At 71.0% G+C, this 22,807-nt stretch carries 20 protein-coding genes; 3 read left to right on the top strand and 17 right to left on the bottom strand.

The window, feature by feature from the left end:
- Positions 1–77 precede the first annotated feature (77 nt).
- The 14 genes from VFJ21_14395 to uvrC form a co-directional block, all read right to left on the bottom strand.
- The gene (locus VFJ21_14395) at positions 78–413 is read right to left on the bottom strand and encodes an RNA polymerase-binding protein RbpA (protein HET7408309.1); all 336 of its coding nucleotides are present in this window, start codon (positions 411–413) and stop codon (positions 78–80) included.
- Between the two features lie 59 nt (positions 414–472).
- A complete protein-coding gene (secG, locus tag VFJ21_14400) occupies positions 473–709 on the bottom strand; it encodes a preprotein translocase subunit SecG (GenBank protein ID HET7408310.1) in 237 nt (78 codons plus the stop codon).
- Between the two features lie 111 nt (positions 710–820).
- The gene (locus VFJ21_14405; protein ID HET7408311.1) at positions 821–1,882 is read right to left on the bottom strand and encodes an oligopeptide/dipeptide ABC transporter ATP-binding protein; all 1,062 of its coding nucleotides are present in this window, start codon (positions 1,880–1,882) and stop codon (positions 821–823) included.
- Positions 1,879–2,985, bottom strand: a complete 1,107-nt coding sequence (locus VFJ21_14410) for an ABC transporter ATP-binding protein (GenBank protein HET7408312.1) — start codon at positions 2,983–2,985, stop codon at positions 1,879–1,881. The genes VFJ21_14405 and VFJ21_14410 overlap by 4 nt, the downstream gene beginning before the upstream one ends.
- The gene (locus tag VFJ21_14415; GenBank protein HET7408313.1) at positions 2,982–3,974 is read right to left on the bottom strand and encodes an ABC transporter permease; all 993 of its coding nucleotides are present in this window, start codon (positions 3,972–3,974) and stop codon (positions 2,982–2,984) included. Before VFJ21_14415 ends, VFJ21_14410 begins: the two co-directional genes overlap by 4 nt.
- The gene (locus tag VFJ21_14420) at positions 3,967–4,950 is read right to left on the bottom strand and encodes an ABC transporter permease (protein HET7408314.1); all 984 of its coding nucleotides are present in this window, start codon (positions 4,948–4,950) and stop codon (positions 3,967–3,969) included. The genes VFJ21_14415 and VFJ21_14420 overlap by 8 nt, the downstream gene beginning before the upstream one ends.
- A 204-nt stretch (positions 4,951–5,154) precedes the next feature.
- Complete coding sequence (locus VFJ21_14425; GenBank protein ID HET7408315.1) at positions 5,155–6,897, bottom strand: ABC transporter family substrate-binding protein; 1,743 nt, start codon at positions 6,895–6,897, stop codon at positions 5,155–5,157.
- A 167-nt stretch (positions 6,898–7,064) separates the two neighbouring features.
- Positions 7,065–7,847, bottom strand: a complete 783-nt coding sequence (gene tpiA / locus VFJ21_14430) for a triose-phosphate isomerase (GenBank protein HET7408316.1) — start codon at positions 7,845–7,847, stop codon at positions 7,065–7,067.
- Positions 7,848–7,850: 3 nt separating this feature from the next.
- Complete coding sequence (locus VFJ21_14435; GenBank protein ID HET7408317.1) at positions 7,851–9,029, bottom strand: phosphoglycerate kinase; 1,179 nt, start codon at positions 9,027–9,029, stop codon at positions 7,851–7,853.
- A 7-nt stretch (positions 9,030–9,036) separates the two neighbouring features.
- Positions 9,037–10,047, bottom strand: a complete 1,011-nt coding sequence (gene gap, locus VFJ21_14440) for a type I glyceraldehyde-3-phosphate dehydrogenase (GenBank protein HET7408318.1) — start codon at positions 10,045–10,047, stop codon at positions 9,037–9,039.
- Between the two features lie 88 nt (positions 10,048–10,135).
- Positions 10,136–11,116, bottom strand: a complete 981-nt coding sequence (gene whiA, locus VFJ21_14445; GenBank protein HET7408319.1) for a DNA-binding protein WhiA — start codon at positions 11,114–11,116, stop codon at positions 10,136–10,138.
- Positions 11,107–12,078, bottom strand: coding sequence for a uridine diphosphate-N-acetylglucosamine-binding protein YvcK (yvcK, locus tag VFJ21_14450; protein ID HET7408320.1), 972 nt, complete (start codon positions 12,076–12,078; stop codon positions 11,107–11,109). The genes whiA and yvcK overlap by 10 nt, the downstream gene beginning before the upstream one ends.
- 49 nt (positions 12,079–12,127) lie before the next feature.
- Entirely contained in the window at positions 12,128–12,997 is an 870-nt protein-coding gene (rapZ, locus tag VFJ21_14455) for an RNase adapter RapZ (GenBank protein HET7408321.1), read from the bottom strand.
- Complete coding sequence (gene uvrC / locus VFJ21_14460; GenBank protein HET7408322.1) at positions 12,994–15,057, bottom strand: excinuclease ABC subunit UvrC; 2,064 nt, start codon at positions 15,055–15,057, stop codon at positions 12,994–12,996. Before uvrC ends, rapZ begins: the two co-directional genes overlap by 4 nt.
- Before the next feature lie 65 nt (positions 15,058–15,122).
- Here uvrC and VFJ21_14465 point away from each other — a divergent pair, with 65 nt between their 5' ends.
- Positions 15,123–15,590, top strand: coding sequence for an SsgA family sporulation/cell division regulator (locus VFJ21_14465; protein HET7408323.1), 468 nt, complete (start codon positions 15,123–15,125; stop codon positions 15,588–15,590).
- An 11-nt stretch (positions 15,591–15,601) separates the two neighbouring features.
- On the opposite strand, the gene uvrA is transcribed toward VFJ21_14465, so the two are convergent.
- Positions 15,602–18,496 carry an excinuclease ABC subunit UvrA gene (gene uvrA, locus VFJ21_14470; GenBank protein ID HET7408324.1) on the bottom strand — a complete coding sequence of 965 codons (2,895 nt, stop codon included), beginning with the start codon at positions 18,494–18,496 and terminating at the stop codon, positions 15,602–15,604.
- Between the two features lie 99 nt (positions 18,497–18,595).
- Between uvrA and VFJ21_14475 the strand changes: the two genes are divergently transcribed.
- Positions 18,596–19,264 (top strand): MBL fold metallo-hydrolase, encoded by a 669-nt coding sequence (locus tag VFJ21_14475; protein ID HET7408325.1) that lies wholly within the window; start codon positions 18,596–18,598, stop codon positions 19,262–19,264.
- Here the strand turns inward: VFJ21_14475 and VFJ21_14480 are convergent, their stop codons facing one another.
- Together VFJ21_14480 and VFJ21_14485 are read right to left on the bottom strand one after the other, a co-directional pair.
- Positions 19,265–20,776 carry an oligosaccharide flippase family protein gene (locus VFJ21_14480; GenBank protein ID HET7408326.1) on the bottom strand — a complete coding sequence of 504 codons (1,512 nt, stop codon included), beginning with the start codon at positions 20,774–20,776 and terminating at the stop codon, positions 19,265–19,267.
- Positions 20,773–21,423, bottom strand: a complete 651-nt coding sequence (locus VFJ21_14485; GenBank protein ID HET7408327.1) for a hypothetical protein — start codon at positions 21,421–21,423, stop codon at positions 20,773–20,775. The genes VFJ21_14480 and VFJ21_14485 overlap by 4 nt, the downstream gene beginning before the upstream one ends.
- Before the next feature lie 125 nt (positions 21,424–21,548).
- Here VFJ21_14485 and VFJ21_14490 point away from each other — a divergent pair, with 125 nt between their 5' ends.
- Positions 21,549–22,655 carry a hypothetical protein gene (locus VFJ21_14490; protein HET7408328.1) on the top strand — a complete coding sequence of 369 codons (1,107 nt, stop codon included), beginning with the start codon at positions 21,549–21,551 and terminating at the stop codon, positions 22,653–22,655.
- Positions 22,656–22,807 lie beyond the last annotated feature (152 nt).

Below are 22,807 nucleotides of genomic sequence, written 5' to 3' on the forward strand. Positions count from 1 at the left end.
GCGGGTGCGAGCGCGGCGTGCCCGGAGGGCAGGTAAGCGCCCGAGAACGCCGCGGGCCGAAGCCCAGGGGCGGTCGGCTACTTGTTGCCGCGGAGCTGGGAGAGAGCCTCGGCGAGGATCGCCTCGCCGTCGGTGTCGTTGCGGCGTTCGCGCACGTAGGCGAGGTGGGTCTTGTAGGGCTCGGTCTTCGGCGGGGCGGGCGGGTTGTCCTTGTCGCGGCTCGCCGGGTAGCCGCACCGCGGGCAGTCCCAGACGTCGGGGATCACCGCTTCGACCGCGAACGACGGCCTGGTCTCGTGCTGGTTGGCGCACCAGAACGCCACTCGCCGGCGGGGTGCGGACTCGCCGCGCTCCGCCTCGCCCATGGGACCGGCCCCCACCCGGCTGCCCCGGATCGCGCTACCACCAGCCACGGTCAAGACTCCTCAGTCAACGCGACGGCACCTGCGGTCGAGTGTAAGTGCCGGTGCGATCAGCCGCCCGGGCTCAGCAACAACTCGAGGGCGACGATGGAGGCGAACCAGATGATCCCGGTGATGATCGTCAGCCGGTCGAGGTTCTTCTCCACGACGGAGGAGCCCGACAGGGACGAGGAGACGCCGCCGCCGAAAAGGTCGGACAGACCGCCGCCCTTGCCGCGGTGCAGCAGGATCAGCGCCACGAGCAGCAGGCTCGTGACCAACAGGATGGCGGCGATCGCTGCGCTCAGCACGGAATGCTCCTCGTCGTACGCCGGTCAGCCGGGTCCGGCACTTGCAGGGTACGCCACGCGCCGCGCCGCGTCGGGCGGCGCAGGTGGCGCGTCGCCGTGGCGCCGCGGCTAGACGACCGCGCGGGCCTCGGCGTAGTGGCAGGCGGTCGGGTGGCCCTGACCGTGATCGATCAGCGGGGGCTCCTCGTCGATGCACTTCCGGCGCTCGGCATCGGTGAGCTCGTTGGCGAACTTCGGGCAGCGGGTGCGGAACCGGCAGCCGCTCGGCGGGTTGACCGCGCTCGGCACGTCGCCCTGGATCAGGATGCGCTCGCGCTCCCGCTCCTTGCGCGGGTCGGGGATCGGGATCGCCGACATCAGCGCCTGCGTGTAGGGGTGCGACGGCTTGCCGAACAGCTCGTCGACGGTAGCGACCTCGACGATCTTGCCGAGGTACATCACGGCGACGCGGTGCGAGATGTGCCGGATCACGGACAGGTCGTGCGCGACGAAGAGGTAGGACAGCCCGTAGGTGTCCTGAAGCTCCTCCAGCAAGTTGATGACGCCCGCCTGGATCGACACGTCGAGCGCGGACACCGGCTCGTCGAGGACGATCGCCTGCGGCTGCAGCGCGAGCGCGCGGGCGATGCCGATGCGCTGGCGCTGCCCGCCGGAGAACTCGTGCGGGTAGCGGTTGCCGTGCTCGGGGTTGAGCCCGACGGTGCTCATGAGCTCGCGAACCCGACCGGTGCCGCCGACCTCCTTGTAGATCTTGTGGATGTGCAGCGGCTCCGCGATCGCGTCGTGGACGGTCATCCGCGGGTCGAGGGACGCGTAGGGGTCCTGGAAGACGATCTGCAGGCGCTTGCGGATCTCGCGCATCTGCCGGCGCGACTTGCCGGTGATGTCGTCGCCCTCGAACTGCACGACGCCCGACGTCGCCGGCACGAGGTTCAGCAGGGTCCGGCCCGTGGTCGACTTGCCACAGCCGGACTCACCGACCAGCCCGAGGGTCTCGCCGCGGTGCAGGTCGAAGGACACGCCGCACACGGCGTGCACCTGGTCGACGACGCCGCGGATGACGCCCTTGCCGCGCACCGGGAAGTGCTTGACGAGGTCGCGGACCGACAGGATGACCTCGGACTCGGCCAGCAATCTGCTGGCGTGGGCGGTCTGCTCGGTGGCGGTCATGCCTCGACCTCGTCGCCGGTGGCGTCGGCTGCCGGCAACGCGCCGACCTCCTCCAGTACCTGGTCGTCGACGGCCGTGGCCGCGAAGACGTCGCCGGGCCGCACACCTTCGAGCTCGTGCGAGAAGTGGCAGGCCGCCACGTGGCCGGGGCGGGTGGTCGGGCGCAGCTCCGGCTCCTTCTCGTCGCAGATCGGCCGGGACAGCGGGCACCGCGGCGAGAACGGACAGCCGGGCGGCAGCGCGATCAGCGACGGCGGGGCGCCGACGATCGGGGTGAGCTTGTGCTCGCGGCTGCGCTCGACGTCGAGGCGCGGCAAGCTGCCGAGCAGCCCGAGCGTGTAGGGCATCCGCGGCTCGTAGTAGATCTCGTCGACGGTGCCGATCTCGACCGGGCGGCCGGCGTACATGACCAGCACCCGGTCGGCCTGGCCGGCCACGACGCCGAGGTCGTGGGTGATGAGGACCATCGCGGCCCCGGCCTCGCGGCGGGCGTCGCCGAGCGCCTCAAGCACCTGCGCCTGCACGGTCACGTCGAGGGCGGTCGTCGGCTCGTCGGCGATGATGACGTCGGGGTAGTTGGCCATCGCGATGGCGATGACCGCCCGCTGCCTCATGCCGCCGGAGAACTCGTGCGGGTAGTTGTCGACACGTTCCGAGGCGTTGGGGATGCCGACGATCTCGAGCAGCCGCACCGCGCGGTCACGGGCTTCGTGCTTGTCGATGTGGTTGTGGGCCCGGATGCCTTCGGCGATCTGGTCACCGACGGCGTAGACCGGGTTGAGCGACGTCATCGGGTCCTGGAAGATCATGGCGATCTTCGCGCCGCGCACCCGCGACATCGTCTTGTCGTCGGCGCCGAGCAGCTGCTGGCCCTCGAAGCGCACCGCACCGCTGATGCGCGCCGACCGCGGCAGCAGGCCCATCACCGCGAGCGAGGTGACCGACTTGCCCGAGCCCGACTCCCCGACGATCCCGAGCACCTCGCCCCGCCGGATCTCGTAGCTGACCCCGCGGACGGCCCGGACCAGACCGTCCTCGGTCGGGAAGCTGACGTTGAGGTCCTCGACCTCGAGGACGACGTCGCGCTCAGCGGGGACGGTCATGCGCGGACCCGGGTCTGCTGGGGGTCGAAGGCGTCCCGCAGGCCGTCGCCGATGAAGTTGATCGTCAGCGCGATGAGGATGATGAAGACTCCCGGGAAGTAGAACAGCCACGGCCTGGTGTCGATCGCGGTCTGCGCGTTGCTGACGAGCAGGCCGAGCGAGGTGTCGGGGGCCTGCACGCCGAAGCCGAGATAGGACAGGGCCGTCTCGAGCAGGATGCCGATCGCGACGAGGATCGTCAGGTTGACGATGATCGGTCCGAGCGTGTTGGGGATCAGGTGCCGGCCGATGATCCGCACGTCGGAGGCGCCGAGGGCGCGCGAGGCTTCGATGAACTCCTTCTCCCGCAGCGACAGCACGACACCGCGTACGACGCGGGACACGTAGGCCCACTGCAGCCCGCCGATGATCGCCGCGATCAGCAGCCAGCTGCCACCGCCGACGTTGTGCCCCAGCACGGCCGCGACCGCGATCAGCGGCAGCGTCAGCACCAGGTCGGCGACGCGCATGAGGACCGTGTCGGTGATCCCTCGGTAGTAGCCCGAGACCGCACCCCAGATGGTGCCGACCGTGCCCGAGAACACGGCGATGAGCAGCGCGATCTCGACCGACCGCTGGGTGCCGCGCAGCACGAGCGCGAACTCGTCCTTGCCCAGGTTGTCGGTGCCGAACGGGTGCTTCAGCGACGGGCCGACGGACACGTCGGGACCGCTGAACGTGTAGCTGAAGCGCCAGAAGTGCCCGCCGACGAACGCCAGCAGCACGAGGGCGATGAACACGAACAGGCTGGCGACCGCGGCCTTGTGCTGCAGGAAGCGCCCGATGATGAGGCTGGTCTGGGTGCGCTGCCGCACCGTGAACTCGCGCTCGACCGGCGCGCCGGCGATCGACGACCCCGCGCCGGTCTCGGTCGGCGCCTTGACGTGCAGCGTCGTGTCGCCCTCGAGGGGCTCACCGACCGGCGCCTCGCCGGTGAATCGGTCAGTCATAGCGGATCCTCGGGTCAAGTACGGCGTAGAGGAGGTCGGCGATCAGGTTGAACAGGATCACGACGATCGCGAAGACCAGCAGCCAGGCCTCGACCGCGAAGACGTCACGGGAGCGGATCGACTGCAGCAGGTAGTCACCCATGCCGTGCCACTGGAAGACGGTCTCGGTGATGATCGCGCCACCGATGATGCCGGCGAGGTCGAGCGCGGTGACGGTCGCCAGCGGGATCAGCGCGGTGCGCAGGGCGTGCTTGACCATGACCCGCCGGTTGGACAGGCCCTTCGCGCGAGCCAGCCGGACGTAGTCGCTGTTGAGCACCTCGAGCATCGAACCGCGCTGATAACGGCTCCACGCGGCGTAGGAGATCAGGGCCAGCGAGATCGTCGGCAGGATCATGTGGCCCGTGATGTCGGTGAAGTTGTTCCAGGCGCCCGATGGTGCGGGCACCGACTGCTCACCGATCGTGTAGAAGACCTGGTCGCCCATCTTCTCGTTGGCCCAGATGCCGCCCTGCTTGAGCAGCAGCGCCAGCCAGAACGACGGCATGGCAAGGAAGAGGAAACCGAAGAACGTCGCCGTGTAGTCGGTCACGGAGTACTGCTTGACCGCGCTGATGACGCCGACGACGACCGCGAGGATCAGCGCCAGGATCATCGCCGCGAAGACCAGCCGCAGCGTGACGCCGAGCCGGCTGACGATCTCGGTGCGGATGTTGTCGGTCGGGTTGACCGACGGTCCGAAGTTGCCGTGGAGCACCAGACCTTTGATCCAGTGCCAGTAGCGCTCGAAGAGCCCCTGGTCGAGCCACAGCCGGTGCTCCAGCGCGTGGATCACCTGCGGGGACGGCGGTGGGTTGCGGGCCTTCAGGTCGTTGACCGGGTTGCCGCTGGTCGCGACCATCACGAAGACCACGAACGACGAGACCACGACGATCGGGATCGACACCGCGAGCCGTCTGATCGAGTAGGAGAGCAACCGCCGCCTCCCGGGCAGGTCGACAGGTCGCCGCCGGACACCGGTCGGGCATCCGCGGCGCCACACAGGCTATCCGGATGAAGCCGGTCTGCGGCGCATTCCGGCCAGCATCACGGGGTCGTGGATCGGGGCCATGCGAAGGGCCGGCCCGCGGTGCGGCGGGCCGGCCCCTGCATGACCTTCGAAGGTCGCCTCAGGCGAGGATCAGCTGGCCTTGGCCAGACCCCACTCGCCGGCGTTGTACGGCGGACCAACGTTGGTGTTGTTGTTGCGGATGTTGACGTACTTCTTCTGGACCACGAGGTACGTCGGCTTCTGGTACAGCGGCAGGACGTAGGCGTCCTTCGACATGAGCTCGTCGGCCTTGTTGAGGTTGTCGCGCGACTTGCTCACGTCGGTCGACGACGCGGCCTCCTTCAGAAGCTGGTCGACCTGCGGGTTGCTGTAGTGGCCGTAGTTGCCACCCGCGTCGGTCTCCCACAGCTGCTCCGCACCGCTGAACGGGTACGGCGTGTCGACCCAGGCGAACACGATGACATCGAAGTCGCCCTTGCTCAGGGTGCCACCGAGGTCGTCGGTCGGCTGCACGTTGACCGTGATGCCGAGCTGCTTCATCGAGGCGGCGAACAGCTCGCACTCGTTCTGACGGACCTGGTTGCCGACCGTGTAGCGGATCCGGAACGGACCCACGGCCTTGCCGCTCTTGTCCTTCAGCGCGGTGCCCACGCCGGTGTAGCCGGCGTCGGTCAGCATCTTCTTCGCTGCCGTGACGTCACCACTGCCCTGAGCCTTCGGCAGGTTGTCCTGGTAGCCCGGCTGCCCCGGCACGAACATGTGGCTGTTCAGGGGCTTCGCCGTGGGGTCGAACTGGCCGACCGTCTTCTTGATGATGTCGTCGCGGTTGACCGCGGTGAACATCGCCTGACGGAGCGTGACGTCCTGCAGCGCGGGGTTCTTCAGGTTGAGGTCGAAGTGCTCCCACACGAGGCCGTGGCCGATGTTGGAGATCACACCCGGGATCTGCTTCACCTGGCTTACCAGGTCGACCTCGGGCTGGGGGTACATGCCCTGGATCTCGTTGTTCTGCAGGGCCGTCGGCTCCTGCGTCGCGTCGGTGATGATCCGGAAGATCAGCGTGCTGAGCTGGGCCTTCTTGCCGAAGTACTTGTCGTTCGGCACCAGCGTCACAGCGACGTTGTTCTCGAACTTCTGGATCGTGTAGGGCCCACCGGAGTAGGTCGGGACGTTCTTCGCGAACCAGTCGTTGAAGGTGCTCGCGATGCCGTCCGGGGTGTTGATGTCACCGTGCTGCGCGGCGATGTGGGCCGGGTAGAGCGGGCCGAACAGCGCCTGCCAGTCGGTGTAGGGCTTCTTGAAGACGACGGTCACGGTCTTGCCGTTGTCGGACGGCGTCAGCGACTGGATGTCGTCGTAACCCGAGGTCGTCGCCGGCGTGCACTTCGGGCACTGCGCGGGGTCCTGGGTCTTCCAGTTGTACTCGAAGTCCTTGGCGTCGATCGGCGTGCCGTCGTTCCACTTCGCGTTGGGCTGGATCTTGTAGACGATCGTCTGGGGGTCTGTCTTGGTCTGCTCGGCCGAGACCATCAGGTCCTTGTTGAGGTGACCGGTCAGGTCCGGGTAGGGCACGAAGACGGACGGCAGCACACCGTCGAGGACCTCGGCGGTCTCGAACGTGTTGCCGTCGGCGGTATTCAGGCTCCAGTCGTTGATGTTCTTCTCGATGGCGTAGGAGAAGGTGCCGGTGCCCGTGGTGGTGCCCGAGTTGCAGGTGTTCGGGTTGCTGTCGCAGTCGCCGAACCCGCTCGAGGACTGGTTGTTACCGCCGGTGGTGCCGCCGCCTCCCCCGCTGCTGCCACCGCAGGCGGTGAGCGCCAAAGCGCCGGCCGCCACGATGGTCAGGCCCGTATAGAGCCGCCTTCGCTTCATCTGACTCCCTTTCCCGCGGCCCTGTGATGGCCGCCAGCCGTCGTGCAGCCGTTGTCCGGCTACCCGACCGGGCACAATACGACGCGCCCGGTGTTAGGTGCAGTAAGGGCACGCCGTTCCGCGCCAACCGTGACGAACACGTTATGCAGTCGTGACCGACGGTGCGGTCAGGCTCCGGAGCGGTCGAACCGCACGATCCGGGCGAAGTCGTCGGCCACCAGGCTCGCACCGCCGACGAGCGCCCCGTCGACGTCGGGCTCGGCCATGATCGCCGTGATGTTGTCGGGCTTCACCGATCCGCCGTACAGGATGCGGACGCCGTCGGCCAGGTCGCCGGTGTAGAGCTCGGCGAGAGCGGAGCGCACCTCGCCGCAGACCTCCTGCGCGTCCTGGGGCGTCGCCGTCTCGCCGGTGCCGATCGCCCAGATCGGCTCGTAGGCGATGACCAGGCTGCGGGCCTGCTCGGCCGGCAGCCCTTGCAGGGCGCCCTGCAGCTGGCTGCAGCAGTGCGCGACGTGACCTTCGGCCCGGCGTACGTCGAGGTCCTCGCCCACGCACAGGATCGGGGTGATGCCGTTGCGGTAGGCGGCCTGCACCTTCGCCGCGACGAGCTCGTCGGTCTCGTGGTGGTGCTGTCGCCGCTCGGAGTGCCCGATGCAGACGTAGGAGCAGCCGAGCTTGGCGAGCATGGGCCCGGACACCTCGCCGGTGTAGGCGCCGGAGTCGTGGGCGCTGAGGTCCTGCGCCCCATAGCGGATCAGGAGCTTGTCGCCGTCGACGAGCGTCTGGACGCTGCGCAGGTCGGTGTAGGGCGGGAGTACGACGACCTCGCGGTCCTCGAAATCCTTGTCCTGCAGGGAGAATGCCAGCTTCTGGACCAGCGCGATGGCCTCGAGGTGGTTGAGGTTCATCTTCCAGTTGCCCGCGAGCAGCGGGGTGCGTGCGGTCACGAGTCAGTCCTCCAGCACCGCGAGGCCGGGCAGGGTGGCGCCCTCGAGGTACTCCAGGCTGGCGCCCCCGCCGGTGGAGATGTGGGTGAAGCGTTGCTCCCCGATGCCCAGGAGGCGGATCGCGGCGGCCGAGTCGCCGCCGCCCACGACGGTCAGGGCACCGGTCAGCGCGGCGATGGCCTCCGCCACGCCGCGCGTCCCGGCGGCGAACGGCGCCAGCTCGAAGACACCCATCGGGCCGTTCCAGAAGACCGTGCGCGCGCCGGCCAGCTCGTCGCGGAACAGGTCGACCGTGCGCGGCCCGATGTCGAGCCCCTTCCGAGCGGTCGGGATGGCGCCGACGTCGACGACCTCGGTGGCCACGTCGGGCGAGACGTCGGGCGCGACAACGACGTCGACCGGCAGCACGACCTTGCCGGAGTCGAGGAAGCGCCGGCACGCCTCGACCTGGTCGGCCTCGAGCAGCGAGCCGCCCACGTCGTGACCCTGCGCCGCGAGGAAGGTGAAGCACATGCCGCCGCCGACCAGGAGGCGGTCGACGTGCGGCAGCAGGCTGTCGATGACGGCAAGCTTGTCGGACACCTTCGACCCGCCGAGCACGACCACGTAGGGCCGGTCAGGATCCTGGGTGAGCCGGCGCAGGACGGCCACCTCCTGCTGCACGAGCGCGCCGGCAGCGTGGGGCAGCAGCCGGGCGACGTCGTAGACGCTCGCGTGCTTGCGGTGCACGGCCCCGAAGGCGTCGTCGACGTAGACGTCGGCGAGGGCGGCCAGCCGCGCGGCGAACTCCCGGCGCGCAGTCTCGTCCTTGCTGGTCTCCCCCGCGTCGAACCGAAGGTTCTCCAGCACCGCCACGTCGCCGTCGCCGAGCCGGCCGACGGCCTCGGTCGACGCCGGCCCCGCCACGTCGCCGGTGAAGCGCACCGCGCGGCCGAGCAGCTCCCCCAGCCGCTCGGTGACCGGGCGCAGTGACAGCTCCGGCCTCACCTCACCCTTGGGCCGGCCGAGGTGGGCGCACACGACCACGCGCGCTCCCCCGCCGGCGAGCTGCTCGATGACCGGGAGGCTGGCCCGGATGCGGCCGTCATCGGTGATGCGGCCGTCCTGCAGCGGCACGTTGAGGTCGGCGCGCAGCAGCACTCGCCGGCCGGTGAGATCACCCAGGTCGGTGACGGTCTTCATGCGGGAGCTAGAGACGAGCGGCCACGAGGGCAGTCAGGTCAGCGAGGCGGTTGGAGTAACCCCACTCGTTGTCGTACCAGCCGACCACCTTGACCTGGTTGCCGTTGGCCATCGTCAGCAGCGAGTCGAACGTGCACGACGCCGGCGTGCCGACGATGTCGCTGGAGACGATCGGGTCCTCGGTGTAGACGAGGTAGCCCTTCAGCGGTCCGTCGGCGGCCTGCTTGTAGGCCGCGTTGACCTCGTCGGCGGTCACCTCGCGCTCGAGCTCGACGACGAGGTCAGTGACGGAGCCGTCGATGACCGGCACCCGCATCGCGATGCCGTCGAGCTTGCCCTTGACCTCGGGGATGACGAGGCTGGTCGCCTTCGCCGCACCGGTCGAGGTCGGGATGATGTTCTGCGCCGCCGCCCGCGCCCGCCGCAGGTCCTTGTGCGGGAAGTCGAGGATCACCTGGTCGTTGGTGTAGGCGTGGATCGTCGTCATGAAGCCCTTGACGATCCCGAAGCTGTCGAGCAGCACCTTGGCGAGCGGGGCCACGCAGTTCGTCGTACAGCTCGCGTTGGAGATGACCGTGTGCTTCGCCGGGTCGTAGGCGTCGTCGTTGACGCCCATGACGATCGTGATGTCTTCCTTCTTGGCCGGCGCGGAGATGATGACCTTCTTCGCGCCGCCGCCGTCGACGTGCTTGTGCGCGTCGCCCCGGTCGGTGAACCGGCCCGTCGACTCGATGACGACCTCGACGCCGAGGTCCGACCAGGGGAGCTGGCCGGGGTCGCGCTCGGAGAGCACCTTGATCGTCCGGTCGCCGACCTTGATGGCGTCACCGCTGGCGCGCACGTCATCGGCGAGGGTGCCGAGCACGGAGTCGTACTTCAGCAGGTGAGCGAGGGTCTTCGTGTCGGTGAGGTCGTTGACCGCCACGATCTCGATGTCCTGGGCCCGGCTCGCGGCGACCGCTCGCCAGAAGTTGCGGCCGATCCGGCCGAAACCGTTGACGCCTACTCGAGTAGCCACGGCACTGCTCTCCTCGGGTCACGACTGTTGATCGACAGGCCTTCCCGTCGCGACAGTAACCGATGCCCGGCCCGGGCAGGGCACGCACTCAGGGCGCGAGCATCTCCTCGGTGAGGTTGGCCTCCGTGCCCGGCACGCCGAGCTCCTCCGCCCGCTTGTCCGCGAGCGCGAGCAGCCGGCGGATCCGGCCCGCTATCGCGTCCTTCGTCAGCGGCGGGTCGGCGAGGGCGCCGAGCTCCTCGAGCGAGGCCTGCGAGTGCTCCATGCGGAGCCGGCCGGCGGCGAGCAGGTGGTCGGGTGCTTCGCCGTCGAGGATCTGCATCGCCCGCTGCACCCGGGCGCCGGCGGCGACGGCCGCGCGGGCCGACCGGCGCAGGTTGGCGTCGTCGAAGTTCGCCAGCCGGTTGGCCGTGGCGCGCACCTCGCGGCGCATCCGGCGTTCCTCCCAGGCGAGCACCGAGTCGTGCGCGCCGAGGCGAGTGAGCAGCATGCCGATCGCGTCGCCGTCGCGGAGCACGACCCGGTCGACGCCGCGGACCTCGCGCGCCTTGGCCGAGACGCCGAGCCGGCGGGCCGCGCCGACCAGCGCGAGTGCCGCCTCCGGGCCGGGCGAGGTGATCTCGAGGGACGACGAGCGGCCGGGCTCGGTGAGCGAGCCGTGGGCGAGGAAGGCGCCGCGCCACGCGGCGGCGGCGTCGCAGAGCCCGCCGGACACCACCGCCGGCGGGATGCCCCGCACCGGCCGGCCGCGGCCGTCGATGAGGCCGGTCTGGCGGGCCAGGCTCTCGCCGTCCTTGACGATGCGTACGACGTAGCGGGTGCCCTTGCGCAACCCGCCGGCGGCCATCACCGCCACGTCGGAGGAGTGCCCGAAGACCTCGGCGATGTCCTTGCGCAGCCGGCGCGCGGCCTGCCCGGTGTCGAGCTCGGCCTCGACGACGAGCCGGCCGCTGACGATGTGCAGGCCCCCGGCGAACCGCAGCAGCGTCGCCATCTCCGCCTTGCGGCAGCAGGGTTTGGTCACCACCAGCCGCGAGAGCTCGTCCTTGACCGCGGCCGTCATCGCCATCTGTCGTCTCCCGTGTCGGTGAATATCCGCCCGTAGACCCGGGCGAGCTGGTCGGCGTCATGGTGCGGCGACCCGTCGGCGGCCCGGACGGGCGCGACGACGAGCTCGGCGCTCATGCTGCGGGCCACCTCACGCAACCGTCGCTCGGCGGCGGCGTCGGGCACCGAGGACCGGTCGGCGAGCACGACGTCGACGTCGATGTCCGGCGCGTGGGCGCACAGCACTTCGATGTGGGCCTCGGGGGAGAAGCCCTCGGTCTCCCCCGGTTGCGGGGCGAGGTTCAGGGCGAGCATCCGCCGGGCCGCGGTCTTGGTGACGGCCTCGGCGAGGTCGGGAACGAGCAGGTGGGGCAGCACGCTGGTGAACCACGAGCCCGGGCCCATCACCACCCACTCGGCGTCGCGCACCGCGTCGACCGCCTCCTGGCAGGCGCGCGGCCGCTCGGGCACCAGCCGGACGGTGACGACCCGCCCGGGCGTGGTGGCGACCGCCACCTGGCCGCGGACCAGGTGCACGGCCGACGGGTCGTCGGCGACGAGCCCGGCGACCTCCGCCACGATCTCCAGCGGCTCGGTGGCCATCGGCAGCACCCGGCCGGTGACGCCGAGCACCTCGCCGAGCAGGCCGAGGCTGGTGACGAGGTCGCCGGTGACCTCGAAGAGTGCGGCGAGCACGAGGTTGCCGACCGCGTGCCCGGCAAGCGCGCCGGCGCCGGCGAACCGGTGCTGGACGACCTGCTGCCAGACCGCTTCGGTGTCGGTGCTGCCGGCGAGCGCGCAGAGCGCCATCCGCAGGTCACCGGGGGGCAGCACGCCGAGCTCGGCCCGCAACCGGCCGCTCGACCCTCCGTCGTCGGCGACGGTGACGACGGCGGTGATGTCGTCGGTGACCTGGCGCAGGGCTGCGAGCGAGGCGGCGAGGCCGTGCCCGCCGCCGAGCGCCACGACCCGGGGCCCTCTCACTCCGGTCCCCCGCTGGGGCGCGACCGCAGCGAGGCACTCCGCGCGGTGCTCACTCCCGCCCCACGTCGCGGTGGCCGGTCTGCACGTCGAGACCCGCGGCAGCGAGCCGGCGGGCCAGCTCCTCGGCGATGACGACGCTTCGATGCTTCCCGCCGGTGCAGCCGACCGCGAGAGTGAGGTACTGCTTGCCCTCCCGGCGGTAGCCCTCGGCCATGACCTGCAGCACGTCTTCGAACCGCTCGAGGAACGCCTCCGCGCCGGGCTGCCCGAGCACGTAGTCGCGGACGGCCTGGTCGCGCCCCGTGAGCGGCTGCAGCTCGGGAATCCAGTGCGGGTTGGGCAGGAACCGGCAGTCGACGACCAGGTCCGCATCGACCGGCAGGCCGTACTTGTAGCCGAAGGACACGACGTTCGTGCGCAGCGGCTGCTGGCCCTCCTCCTGGAAGGCGGCGGCGATCTTCGCCCGCAGCTCGTGGACGTTCGTCACGCTGGTGTCGATGACCAGGTCGGCCTCGCCCTTGAGGTCGCGGAGCAGGTCGCGCTCGCGGGCGATGCCGTCGACGAGGCGGCCGTCACCCTGCAGCGGGTGCGGGCGGCGGACCGAATCGAACCGGCGTACGAGCACGTCGTCGGAGGCCTCGAGGAACAGCACCCGCGCGTGGCAACCCCTGCGCTCCAGATCGTCGAGCGCCTCCCGCAGGTTGACGCGGAACGCCCAGCTGCGCACGTCGACGACGACGGCGATCCGGGAGACCGAGCCGCGCGATCGGCTGCCGAGGTCGACCATCGTCGGGATCAGCTCCGGCGGCAGGTTGTCGACGACGTACCAGCCGAGATCCTCCAGGCACTTCGCGGCGGTGCTGCGACCCGCGCCGGACAGCCCGGTGACGACCACCAGGTCGAGGCTGCCGGTCGTCATCCCTCGCCGCTCCCCTCGACCAACCCGTCACCGATCGACGTCGAGACTGCCACCGCGCCGGCCTCCGTGTCTTGCCGCTGCGGCAAACCTCCGCCGTCCGCGAGGATCTCGCCGGTGGCGGGATCGACGGCGACGGGCGGTTCGACGCCGGCGAGCGCGCTGCACACCGCCGCGGCGGTCGCCGGACCGATGCCCGGCACCTCCGCGATCTGCTCGACCGTCGCCTGCCGCAACCGCTTGACCGACCCGAAATGGCGAAGCAGCGCCTTGCGCCGCGTCTCACCGAGACCGGGTACGCCGTCGAGTGCACTGGCGGTCATCGACCGGGACCGCTTCTGCCGGTGGTAGGTGATCGCGAAACGGTGCGCCTCGTCGCGCACCCGCTGCAGCAGGTAGAGCGCCTCGCTGGTGCGCGGCAGGATCACCGGGTCGGGGCGGTCGGGCAGCCACACCTCCTCGAGCCGTTTCGCCAGCCCGCAGAGGGCGACGTCGTTGACCCCGGCATCGGCGAGCGCGGCCGCGGCGGCCGCGACCTGCGGGGCCCCGCCGTCGACCACGACGAGGTTCGGCGGGTAGGCGAAGCGCCGGGCGCGACCGGTCTCCGGGTCGATCAGTGCCGGCCCCACGCTGACGTCGAGCTCGCCGGTGCGGGCTCTTTCCTCGACGTAGCGGCGGAACCTGCGGCCCACGGCCTCCCGGATGCTGGCGACGTCGTCCTGGCCGGCGACCCCGCGGATCTGGAAACGCCGGTAGTCGGACTTGCGCGGCAGCGCGTCTTCGAAGACGACCATCGACGCCACCACGTCGCTGCCCTGCAGGTTGGAGACGTCGAAGCACTCGATGCGCAGCGGCGCCTCGTCGAGGTCGAGCGCGTCCTGGATCTCCTGCAGGGCAAGGCTGCGCGCGGTCAGGTCGCTGGCGCGTCGCATCCGGTGCCGCTGCAGCGACTCCGCCGCATTACGGGTGACGGTGTCGAGCAGTGCCCGCTTGTCACCGCGCTGCGGCACCCGCAACGACACCCGGCCGCCGCGGACGATCTCCAGCAGCTCGGTCACGACCTCCGGGTCCGGCGGCAGCGTCGGGACCAGCACCTCGCGCGGCACCTCGTGGCCCTCGTCGAGGTAGGCCGTCGACAGGAACTGCTCCACGAGCCCGTCCAGACCATCGCCGCCCTCGGGGTCGGTCTCCTTGTCGACGACCCAGCCGCGCTGCCCGCGAACCCGGCCGCCGCGGACGTAGAAGACCTGAACGGCGGCCTCGAGCTGGTCCTCGGCGAACGCCACGACGTCGGCGTCGGTCCCGTCGCCGAGGACGACGGCCTGCTTCTCGACGGCGCGCTCGAGCGCGCGGATGTCGTCGCGCAGGCGGGCCGCGCGCTCGTAGTCCTGAGCGTCGGAGGCGGCCTTCATCTCCAGCTGAAGCCGGCGCAGGTACTTCTGCGTCTGGCCGGCCATGAAGTCGCAGAAGTCCTCGACGATCTCGCGGTGCTCCTCGACGCCGACCCAGCCGACGCACGGCGCGGAGCACTTGCCGATGTAGGCCAGCAGGCACGGCCGCCCGCTGCGCTGTGCCCGGTGGAAGACCCCGTCGCTGCAGGTGCGGGCGGGGAACACGCGCAGCAGCAGGTCGAGCGTCTCGCGGATGGCCCACGCGTGGGAGTAGGGCCCGAAGTAGCGCACGCCCTTGCGTTTGGCGCCGCGCATCACCCGGATCCGCGGGACCTCGTCGCCGACGGTGACGGCCAGCCACGGGTAGCTCTTGTCGTCGCGGTAGCGGATGTTGAAGCGCGGGTCGTACTCCTTGATCCAGGAGTACTCGAGCTGCAGAGCCTCGACCTCGGTGCCGACGACCACCCAGTCGACCGAGGCCGCGGCGCGCACCATCGTCTGCGTCCGCGGGTGCAGGTGGACGATGTCCTGGAAGTACGACGAGAGCCTGCTGCGCAGGCTCTTGGCCTTGCCGACGTAGATGACCCGGCCGTGCTCGTCGCGGAAGCGGTAGACCCCCGGCTGGTCGGGGATGGAGCCCGGCGCCGGACGGTAGCTCGCCGGATCTGCCACGGACTCCAGCCTAATCCGGTCTGGCGCCCCGGCTCCCGATCTGATTTGGCACCGCGGTCCTCGGAATGCCACCCTTCCGGGCATTCGCCACCCGCACCGGATCCGGGAGACGCACACTGACCGACGAGGTACTCACCGAGGTCGTCGTCGACGACGGCGGCGCGACCGGCCGCGGTCGGGTGACCTCCCTCCGGCTGTCGTGGCGGAAGGCCGACCCGCTGGCCGTGACGGTGACGCTGATCCCGAAGCCCGAGCACCCCGCCTTGCCCAACGGCTCCTGGGTGGTGCTGCGCGACTTCCTCCGCTACGGCCTGGAGGAACCCACCGGCGACGGTGACGTCCGCCTGCGGCCCGACCCGGAACGGGGCCGCCTGGTGCTCCAGCTGGCCCGCGGCGCGCACCCGTGCCAGGTCAGCGTGGCCTGCGACACGGTGCGGACGTTCCTCGACGCCACCGAGGCGATCGTGCCGGCGGGCGAGGAGGCCGGCGACGCCGAGATCGACGCCCTCATCGCCCGTCTGCTCGACCGCTAGCGCAAGGGACGTCAGGCGCGGGCTCGCTTCGGCGTACGCCGCGAGGCCTTGCGCGGCGCGGCCACCCGGTCGCCGAGGATCGGGCGCAGGAACCGTCCGGTGTGGCTCGCCTCGACGCCGGCGACGTACTCGGGCGGCCCCTCGGCGACGACGGTGCCGCCCCCGAACCCTCCCTCGGGGCCCATGTCGATGACCCAGTCGGCCGTCTTGATCACGTCGAGGTTGTGCTCGATGACAATGACCGTGTTGCCGGCGTCGACCAGCCGGCCGAGGACGCCGAGCAGCTTGCGGATGTCCTCGAAGTGCAGGCCGGTGGTGGGCTCGTCGAGCACGTAGACGGTGCGACCGGTGGACCGCTTCTGCAGCTCGGAGGCCAGCTTGACCCGCTGGGCCTCGCCGCCGGACAGCGTAGGCGCCGGTTGGCCGAGCCGCACGTAGCCGAGCCCCACGTCGTTGAGCGTCTGCAGGTGCCGGCGGATGGCCGGAATCGCCTCGAAGAACTCACACGCCTCCTCGATCGGCATGTCGAGGACCTCGGCGATCGTCTTGCCCTTGTAGTGGACCTCGAGGGTCTCGCGGTTGTAGCGGGCGCCGTGGCAGACCTCGCACGGGACGTAGACGTCGGGCAGGAAGTTCATCTCGATCTTGATGGTGCCGTCGCCGGCGCACGCCTCGCAGCGGCCGCCCTTGACATTGAAGGAGAACCGGCCCTGCAGGTAGCCGCGGACCTTCGCCTCGGTCGTCTCGGCGAACAGCTTGCGGATGTGGTCGAAGACGCCGGTGTAGGTGGCCGGGTTGGAGCGCGGGGTGCGGCCGATCGGCGACTGGTCGACGCCGACGACCTTGTCGACCTCGTCGAGCCCGACGACGGTGCGGTGGCGGCCGGGCACGGTGCGCGCACCGTTGAGCTCGCGGGCGAGGACGTTGTAGAGGATGTCGTTGACCAGCGTGCTCTTGCCGGAGCCGGAGACGCCGGTGACGGCGACGAAGCAGCTCAACGGGAACGACACGTCGATGCCATCGAGGTTGTGCTCGCGGGCGCCGACGACGGTCAGCTGACGGTCGGCCGACGGCTGCCGGCGGATGTCGGGCACGGGAATCGAACGGCGGCCGGACAAGTAGGCGCCGGTGACCGAATCGCGGTTGCGCAGCAGGTCGTCGACGGTGCCGGTCACCACGATCTCGCCGCCGTGCTCCCCCGCGCCGGGACCGATGTCGACGACCCAGTCGGCGGTGCGGATCGTGTCCTCGTCGTGCTCGACGACGATCAGCGTGTTGCCGAGGTCGCGCAGCCGCACCAAGGTCTCGATCAGCCGGTGGTTGTCGCGCTGGTGCAGCCCGATCGACGGCTCGTCGAGCACGTAGAGGACGCCGACAAGGCCGGACCCGATCTGCGTGGCCAGCCGGATCCGCTGGGCCTCCCCACCGGCGAGCGTGCCGGCCGCCCGGTCCAGCGACAGGTAGTCCAGGCCGACGTCGAGCAGGAACCGCAGCCGCTCGTTGATCTCCTTGAGCACCCGGCCGGCAATGGTCTGCTCCCGGTCGGTGAGCTCCATCCCGCGCAGGAACGCCGCGCACTCCCCGATCGGCATCCGGGCGACCTCGGCGATCGACCGGCCCCCCATCGTCACGGCCAGGGACTCGGGCTTGAGCCGCGCGCCGTCACACGCCGGGCAGGGCACCTGCCGCATGTAGCCCTCGAACCGCTCGCGGCTGGTGTCGGACTCGGCCTCGGCGTGCCGCCGCTCGACGAACGACACCGCGCCCTCGAACGAGGCCCAGTAGGAGCGCTCGCGCCCGTAGCGGTTGCGGTAGCGGACATGCACCTGGGTCGGGTGCCCGTGCAGGATCGCCCGGCGCGCCTTCGGCGGCAGCTCCTCCCACGGCGTGGCCGGGTCGAACCCGAGCTCCTCGGCGAGCGCGTCGACGAGCCGGCCGAAGTAGTCCTTGCCGTTGCGCCCGCCCCACACGGAGACCGCGCCGTCGGCCAGCGACTTCGTCGGGTCGGGGACGATGAGCTCCGGGTCGACCTCCATCCGGGTCCCGATGCCGGTGCACTGCGGGCAGGCGCCGTAGGGAGAGTTGAAGGAGAACGACCGCGGCTCGAGCTCCTCGAACGACAGGTCGTCGTAGAGGCAGGCGAGGTGCTCGGAGAACGTGCGCTCGCGGTGCGGGTCGTCGGCCGGCAGGTCGACGAAGTCGAGCACCACCAGGCCGCCGCCGAGCGCGAGCGCGGTCTCGACGGAGTCGGTCAGCCGGCGCCGGGCCGACGCCTTGACCGCGAGCCGATCGACGACGGCCTCGATCGTGTGCTTCTTCTGCTTGTCGAGCCGGGGCGGGTCGGTGAGCGGAACCACCTCGCCGTCGACCCGGGCCCGGCTGAAGCCCTTGGTCTGCAGCTCGCGGAACAGCTCGGCGTACTCCCCCTTGCGGCCGCGCACGACCGGCGCCAGCACCTGGAACCGCGAGCCCTCCGCGAGGTCGAGCACCCGGTCGACGATCTGCTGCGGCGTCTGGCGCGCGATCGGGCGGCCGCACTTCGGGCAGTGCGGGCGGCCCACCCGCGCGAACAGCAGCCGCAGGTAGTCGTAGACCTCGGTGATCGTGCCGACCGTGGACCGCGGGTTGCGCGAGGTGGACTTCTGGTCGATCGAGACGGCGGGCGACAGGCCCTCGATGAAGTCGACGTCGGGCTTGTCCATCTGCCCGAGGAACTGGCGCGCGTAGGCGGAGAGGCTCTCCACGTAGCGGCGCTGGCCCTCGGCGAAGATCGTGTCGAAGGCGAGGCTGGACTTGCCGGACCCGGACAGGCCGGTGAAGACGATCAGCGCGTCGCGGGGCAGGTCGAGGCTGACGTCGCGCAGGTTGTGCTCACGCGCGCCACGAATGATGAGGCGGTCGGCCATAGGTGCTCTCTCGAGAAGGTCTCCGCCGATGCTAGTGCGGCTCGCCGACAGTCCTCGGGCGTCGTAGGCCGCATCCGCGGGCCGCTACGCTGCCGGGGCATGGCAGACACCTACACCGGTGACGTCTCCGTCGGCGGGCCCGCCCAGACCCGCGAGCTGCCGGGACTGACGGTCACGAAGGTCGCCGTCGGGGACTTCGACAACAACTGCTACTTCTTGCGCTGCCGGGCCACCGGCGAGGTGCTGCTCGTCGACGCGGCCAACGAGGCCGAGCGCCTGCTCGCCGAGCTCGGCGACGAGCGGCTGACCCGGGTCGTCACCACGCACCAGCACTTCGACCACTGGCAGGCCCTCGACGCCGTGGTTCGCGCGACCGGGGCACCCGTCGTCGCCCATCCCGACGACGCCGGCGAGCTGCCGGTGCCGGTCGACGAGACCGTCGTCGACGGTGGTCGGGTGCGCGTCGGCGAGGCCGAGCTCGCCGTCATCCACCTCGTCGGCCACACCCCCGGCTCGATCGCGCTGCTGTACGACGCGGGCGGCGAGCTCTCCGACTCCCCCCACCTCTTCACCGGCGACAGCCTCTTCCCCGGCGGGCCGGGACGGACGACGAACCCCAAGGACTTCACGTCGCTCATGGACGATCTGGAGCGGAAGGTGTTCGGCCCGTTGCCCGACAGCACCTGGGTCTACCCGGGCCACGGCAAGGACACCACCCTCGGCGCCGAGCGCCCCTCGATCCCGGAGTGGCGCGCCCGCGGCTGGTGATCAGGACGCGGGCGACTGCCGGATCAGGCGCAACCGCGCCACGGCCGGGAACGTCGAGTGCAGCCGCAGCAACCGCCTGCTCCCGACCAGGAGCCCCAGCCACACGAGGGCGACAGCGGCGATGCCGACCACCAGCGGCGGGTGCGTCAGCCGCGCGAGGCCCCAGAGCGCGATGGTCGCCGCCGCTATCGAGGCGTAGCACCGCAGGTGCTCCAGGTCGACCAGTCCGACGCCGCCCGCGCCGCGAAGACCGAACTGCTTGACGACGTTGTGCACGAGCAGCGTGACAAGCGCCGTCACCGCCGCGCCCAGGGCGCCCGCGACCGGCACCAGGAACAGGCACATCGCCACGATCACGGCGAGCACCGCCACGCTGCTGCCCACGAGGAAGCGGCGCCGACCGAGGATCTGCAGGGTCATCCCGTTGAAGCCGAGGGCTGCGCTGACGTAGGTGCCGACGGCGAGCAGGACCAGGTAGTGGGAGGACGAGGCGTAGCGCGCACCGAAGAGCGCGACGGTCAGCGGCCGCGCGAGCGCGACCTGTGTCGCGAACACCGGGAAGGTGAGCAGCGCGACCCAGCTCGCGCTCTGCCAGTACAGGTCTCGCAGCGACTCCTGCTCGCCGCGGACGTGCAGCCGGGAGGCGTACGGCGTGAACAGCGTGAGGAAGCTGTAGGAGACGGTGAGGTTCAGCATGGCGAGCGGCACGACCGCGCGGAAGGAGGCGACGTCGACCGTGGAGTGCGTGCGCCCGAGCACGAGGCTGGCCAGCTCGAACGTCGCCGAGGTCACGAGCCCGGTGAGCAACATGGGCCAGGCGAACCCGAAGAGCTCGCGCACCGGCAGCCGGACCCGAGCGCGCGCCAGGGCGGCGAGCACTCCCGTCTCACGCAGCAGCCGGGCCGAGAGCACGGCGTACAGCAGGAAACCGGCGGCCGAGACGACCACGTAACCGCCGGCGAGGAACCGCGGACCCCGGTCCGCGACCACGAGGACCCCGACCACCGCGAGCTTGAGCAGAGGCTCGAGCACGTACCGGCGCACGAAGACCGCGCCCGGCCGGCCGAAGACCGCGAACAGGTTCACGACCAGGGTGTCGAGCGCCTGCACGGGAGCCAGGAGCAGGAGCACTCCGATGACGGCGTAGGACCCGTGCCCGTTCGTCAGCACGTGGATCACCTCGGGGACGCCCAGGGCCACCGCCACGACCGCTCCGCCGAGGAGGGTGATGGTCACCGCCTCCACGATGAGGACCCCCACGAGGCGGCCGTAGTCATGCCGCTCGTCGTACAAGGCGAGAAAGCGCACGTCGGCCCGGTCGAGACCGAGCGCGAGCACCGCCTGCAGCAGCGCCACGAGTGACAGGCCGTAGGCGAAACCGCCGTAGTCGCTCTTGGACAGGAAACGGACGAGGAGCACCTGCACGCCGAACCCGCACAGCAGTGACAGCACCCGGCCGGCCAGCAGCAGGACGGAACCGCGCAGGTGCGCGACGCGCTCGGCCTCGGTCACGCGGCAGACCGATGCCGGTCGTCGAGCGCCCGCCACAGCAAGGCCGTCACCGCCCGGGTGGCCTCCGCCGGGTCGGCCGTGGTGTCGACGACCGCGGCAGCCCGCCGGGTGCTGACCAAGGACAGGTAGCCCTCGCGCCGGCGCCGAGCCACCGCCAGCGAGTGCTCGGGCTTGCGCTGCACGAGGACCCGGGCGGGGGCGTCGAGCACGACGGTCACGTCCGGCCTCGGCGACAGTCGACGGACGAGCGCCTGGATCGCGCGGCCACGTGCAGTCCGAGGAGCGGGTTCGACGTCGAGGTCGAAGGCGCACCGATCGAGGAGCACCACGGCGTGACGCCGGTGCCACGCGGCGCCCGCGGCACCGGCGAGCAGGCGGGCTAGCACCAGCACGGTCCGCATGAGGGGAAGGTTGCCCAGCGCGGCGCTGAGGCCGGTCCGCCGCCACAGGCCGAGGTGCACGCGGTGCACCGGGAGCGGCAGAGCCGCCACCAGCGCGTCTACCAAGGTGGTCTTACCGACCCCGTCCGGGCCGACGAGCGCCACCACGACGCCGCGGGACAGTCGCGCCGGACGATCGGCGATGCCGTCGCTCGTGGCAGCGGGCCGCAGGACGACCCATGCGTCGTCGTCGGACCGGTACCGCACGCAGCAGTGATCGCCCCCGCGCCCGGTCACCGGCACGAAGCCGGACGGGCAGGCCGACGCGGTCATCGACGGCCGGCGGGCAGACTGCCCCATCGCGACGGCCGGGTGATGGATACTCCGCGGCCATGGGTGCACGCGTGGTCGACCACAACGTGCACGGCCTCGTCACCGTGCGCCTGGTCGATCCGCCGCCGGAGATGGTGCAACACCTGGTCGACGTCATCGGCCCCTCGGTCGGTCCGCCGCGCGACCCCGACATCACGGTGAGCTTCGTGGACCGCTTCCCGACGACGCCGCGCCTGCGGGTCCTCAACGCTCGGGAGGTGGCCTACGACGAGGAGCACTTCTACGTCATCGGCGATCGGGGCCTGCGCAGCCGCGTCGACATCGCAGGCCTCGGGGAAGCCACCGACATCGTCTGCGAGCGCGGCGTCACCCAGGTGCCACTCCTGCTCGGGGTTCTCGGCCTGCGGCTGCTGGAGCAGGAGCACGTGCTCCTGCACTCTGCGGCGTTCGAGTTCGCGGACCGGTGCGTGGTCGTCGTCGGCTGGAAGAAGGGCGGCAAGACCGAGACGCTGCTGCCCTTCCTGGCCGCCGGGGCGCGCCATCTGTCGGATGAGTGGTCGATCGTCAGCCCCGAAGGCGTCGTCTACGGGTTGCCCGGGCGGCTGCAGCTGTGGAGCTGGCACCTGCGTCAACTGCCTGCCTTCTGGTCCCGGGTCCCGGCTCGGGATCGTCGCCGACTTCGCGTGCTGCGGGCCTACCAGCGCGCCCACCGGCTGCTGCCCACATCGCGGCGGTCGGGACCGATGGCCCGTCTGCTGGCCGGGCTCGCTGCAGAAGGTGGCAACGCCACGCTCGGCCAGGCTCGGGCGATGCCGGAGGAGCTCGTCGGCGACCGCGTGCGCCGCACCCCCGCTCGGATCGACGTCGTTCTCCTCGCCGGGGTCTCGCCCGAGCCGCAGTGCCGTGTGATCCCCGCCGAACCCGAGCTGGTGGCCCAGCGGATGGCGGCCTCCCTGGCCTACGAGCGGCAGCCGCTGCTGACCGCCTACGAGCAGTTCCGCTTCGCCTTCCCCTCCCGGTCCAACCCGCTGGTCGACTCGGCCCGCGTCCGCGAGGAAGCCATCCTGCGGCGGGCCCTGGCTGGTCGCGCGGCGTACGAGGTCGTCCACCCCTATCCCGTCCGACTCCATGACGTCTACGAAGCGGTTCGGCCCTTCGTCTCGTAGGCCCAGAGCGGCGACCTCGGCGGGCTGATACCGCGGGCTCGGCGAGGTATCAGGGACCCGGATGCGCGCTCATCCAGGGCGATGGCCTCAGACCGCGCCCGGGGCGGCGATCAGGGACGGCTGCGGGCGCGGCTGCAGGCGACCAGGGGAGG

The organism is Mycobacteriales bacterium, assembly GCA_035690485.1.
Taxonomy (GTDB): Bacteria; Actinomycetota; Actinomycetes; order JAFAQI01; family DASSKL01; genus DASSKL01.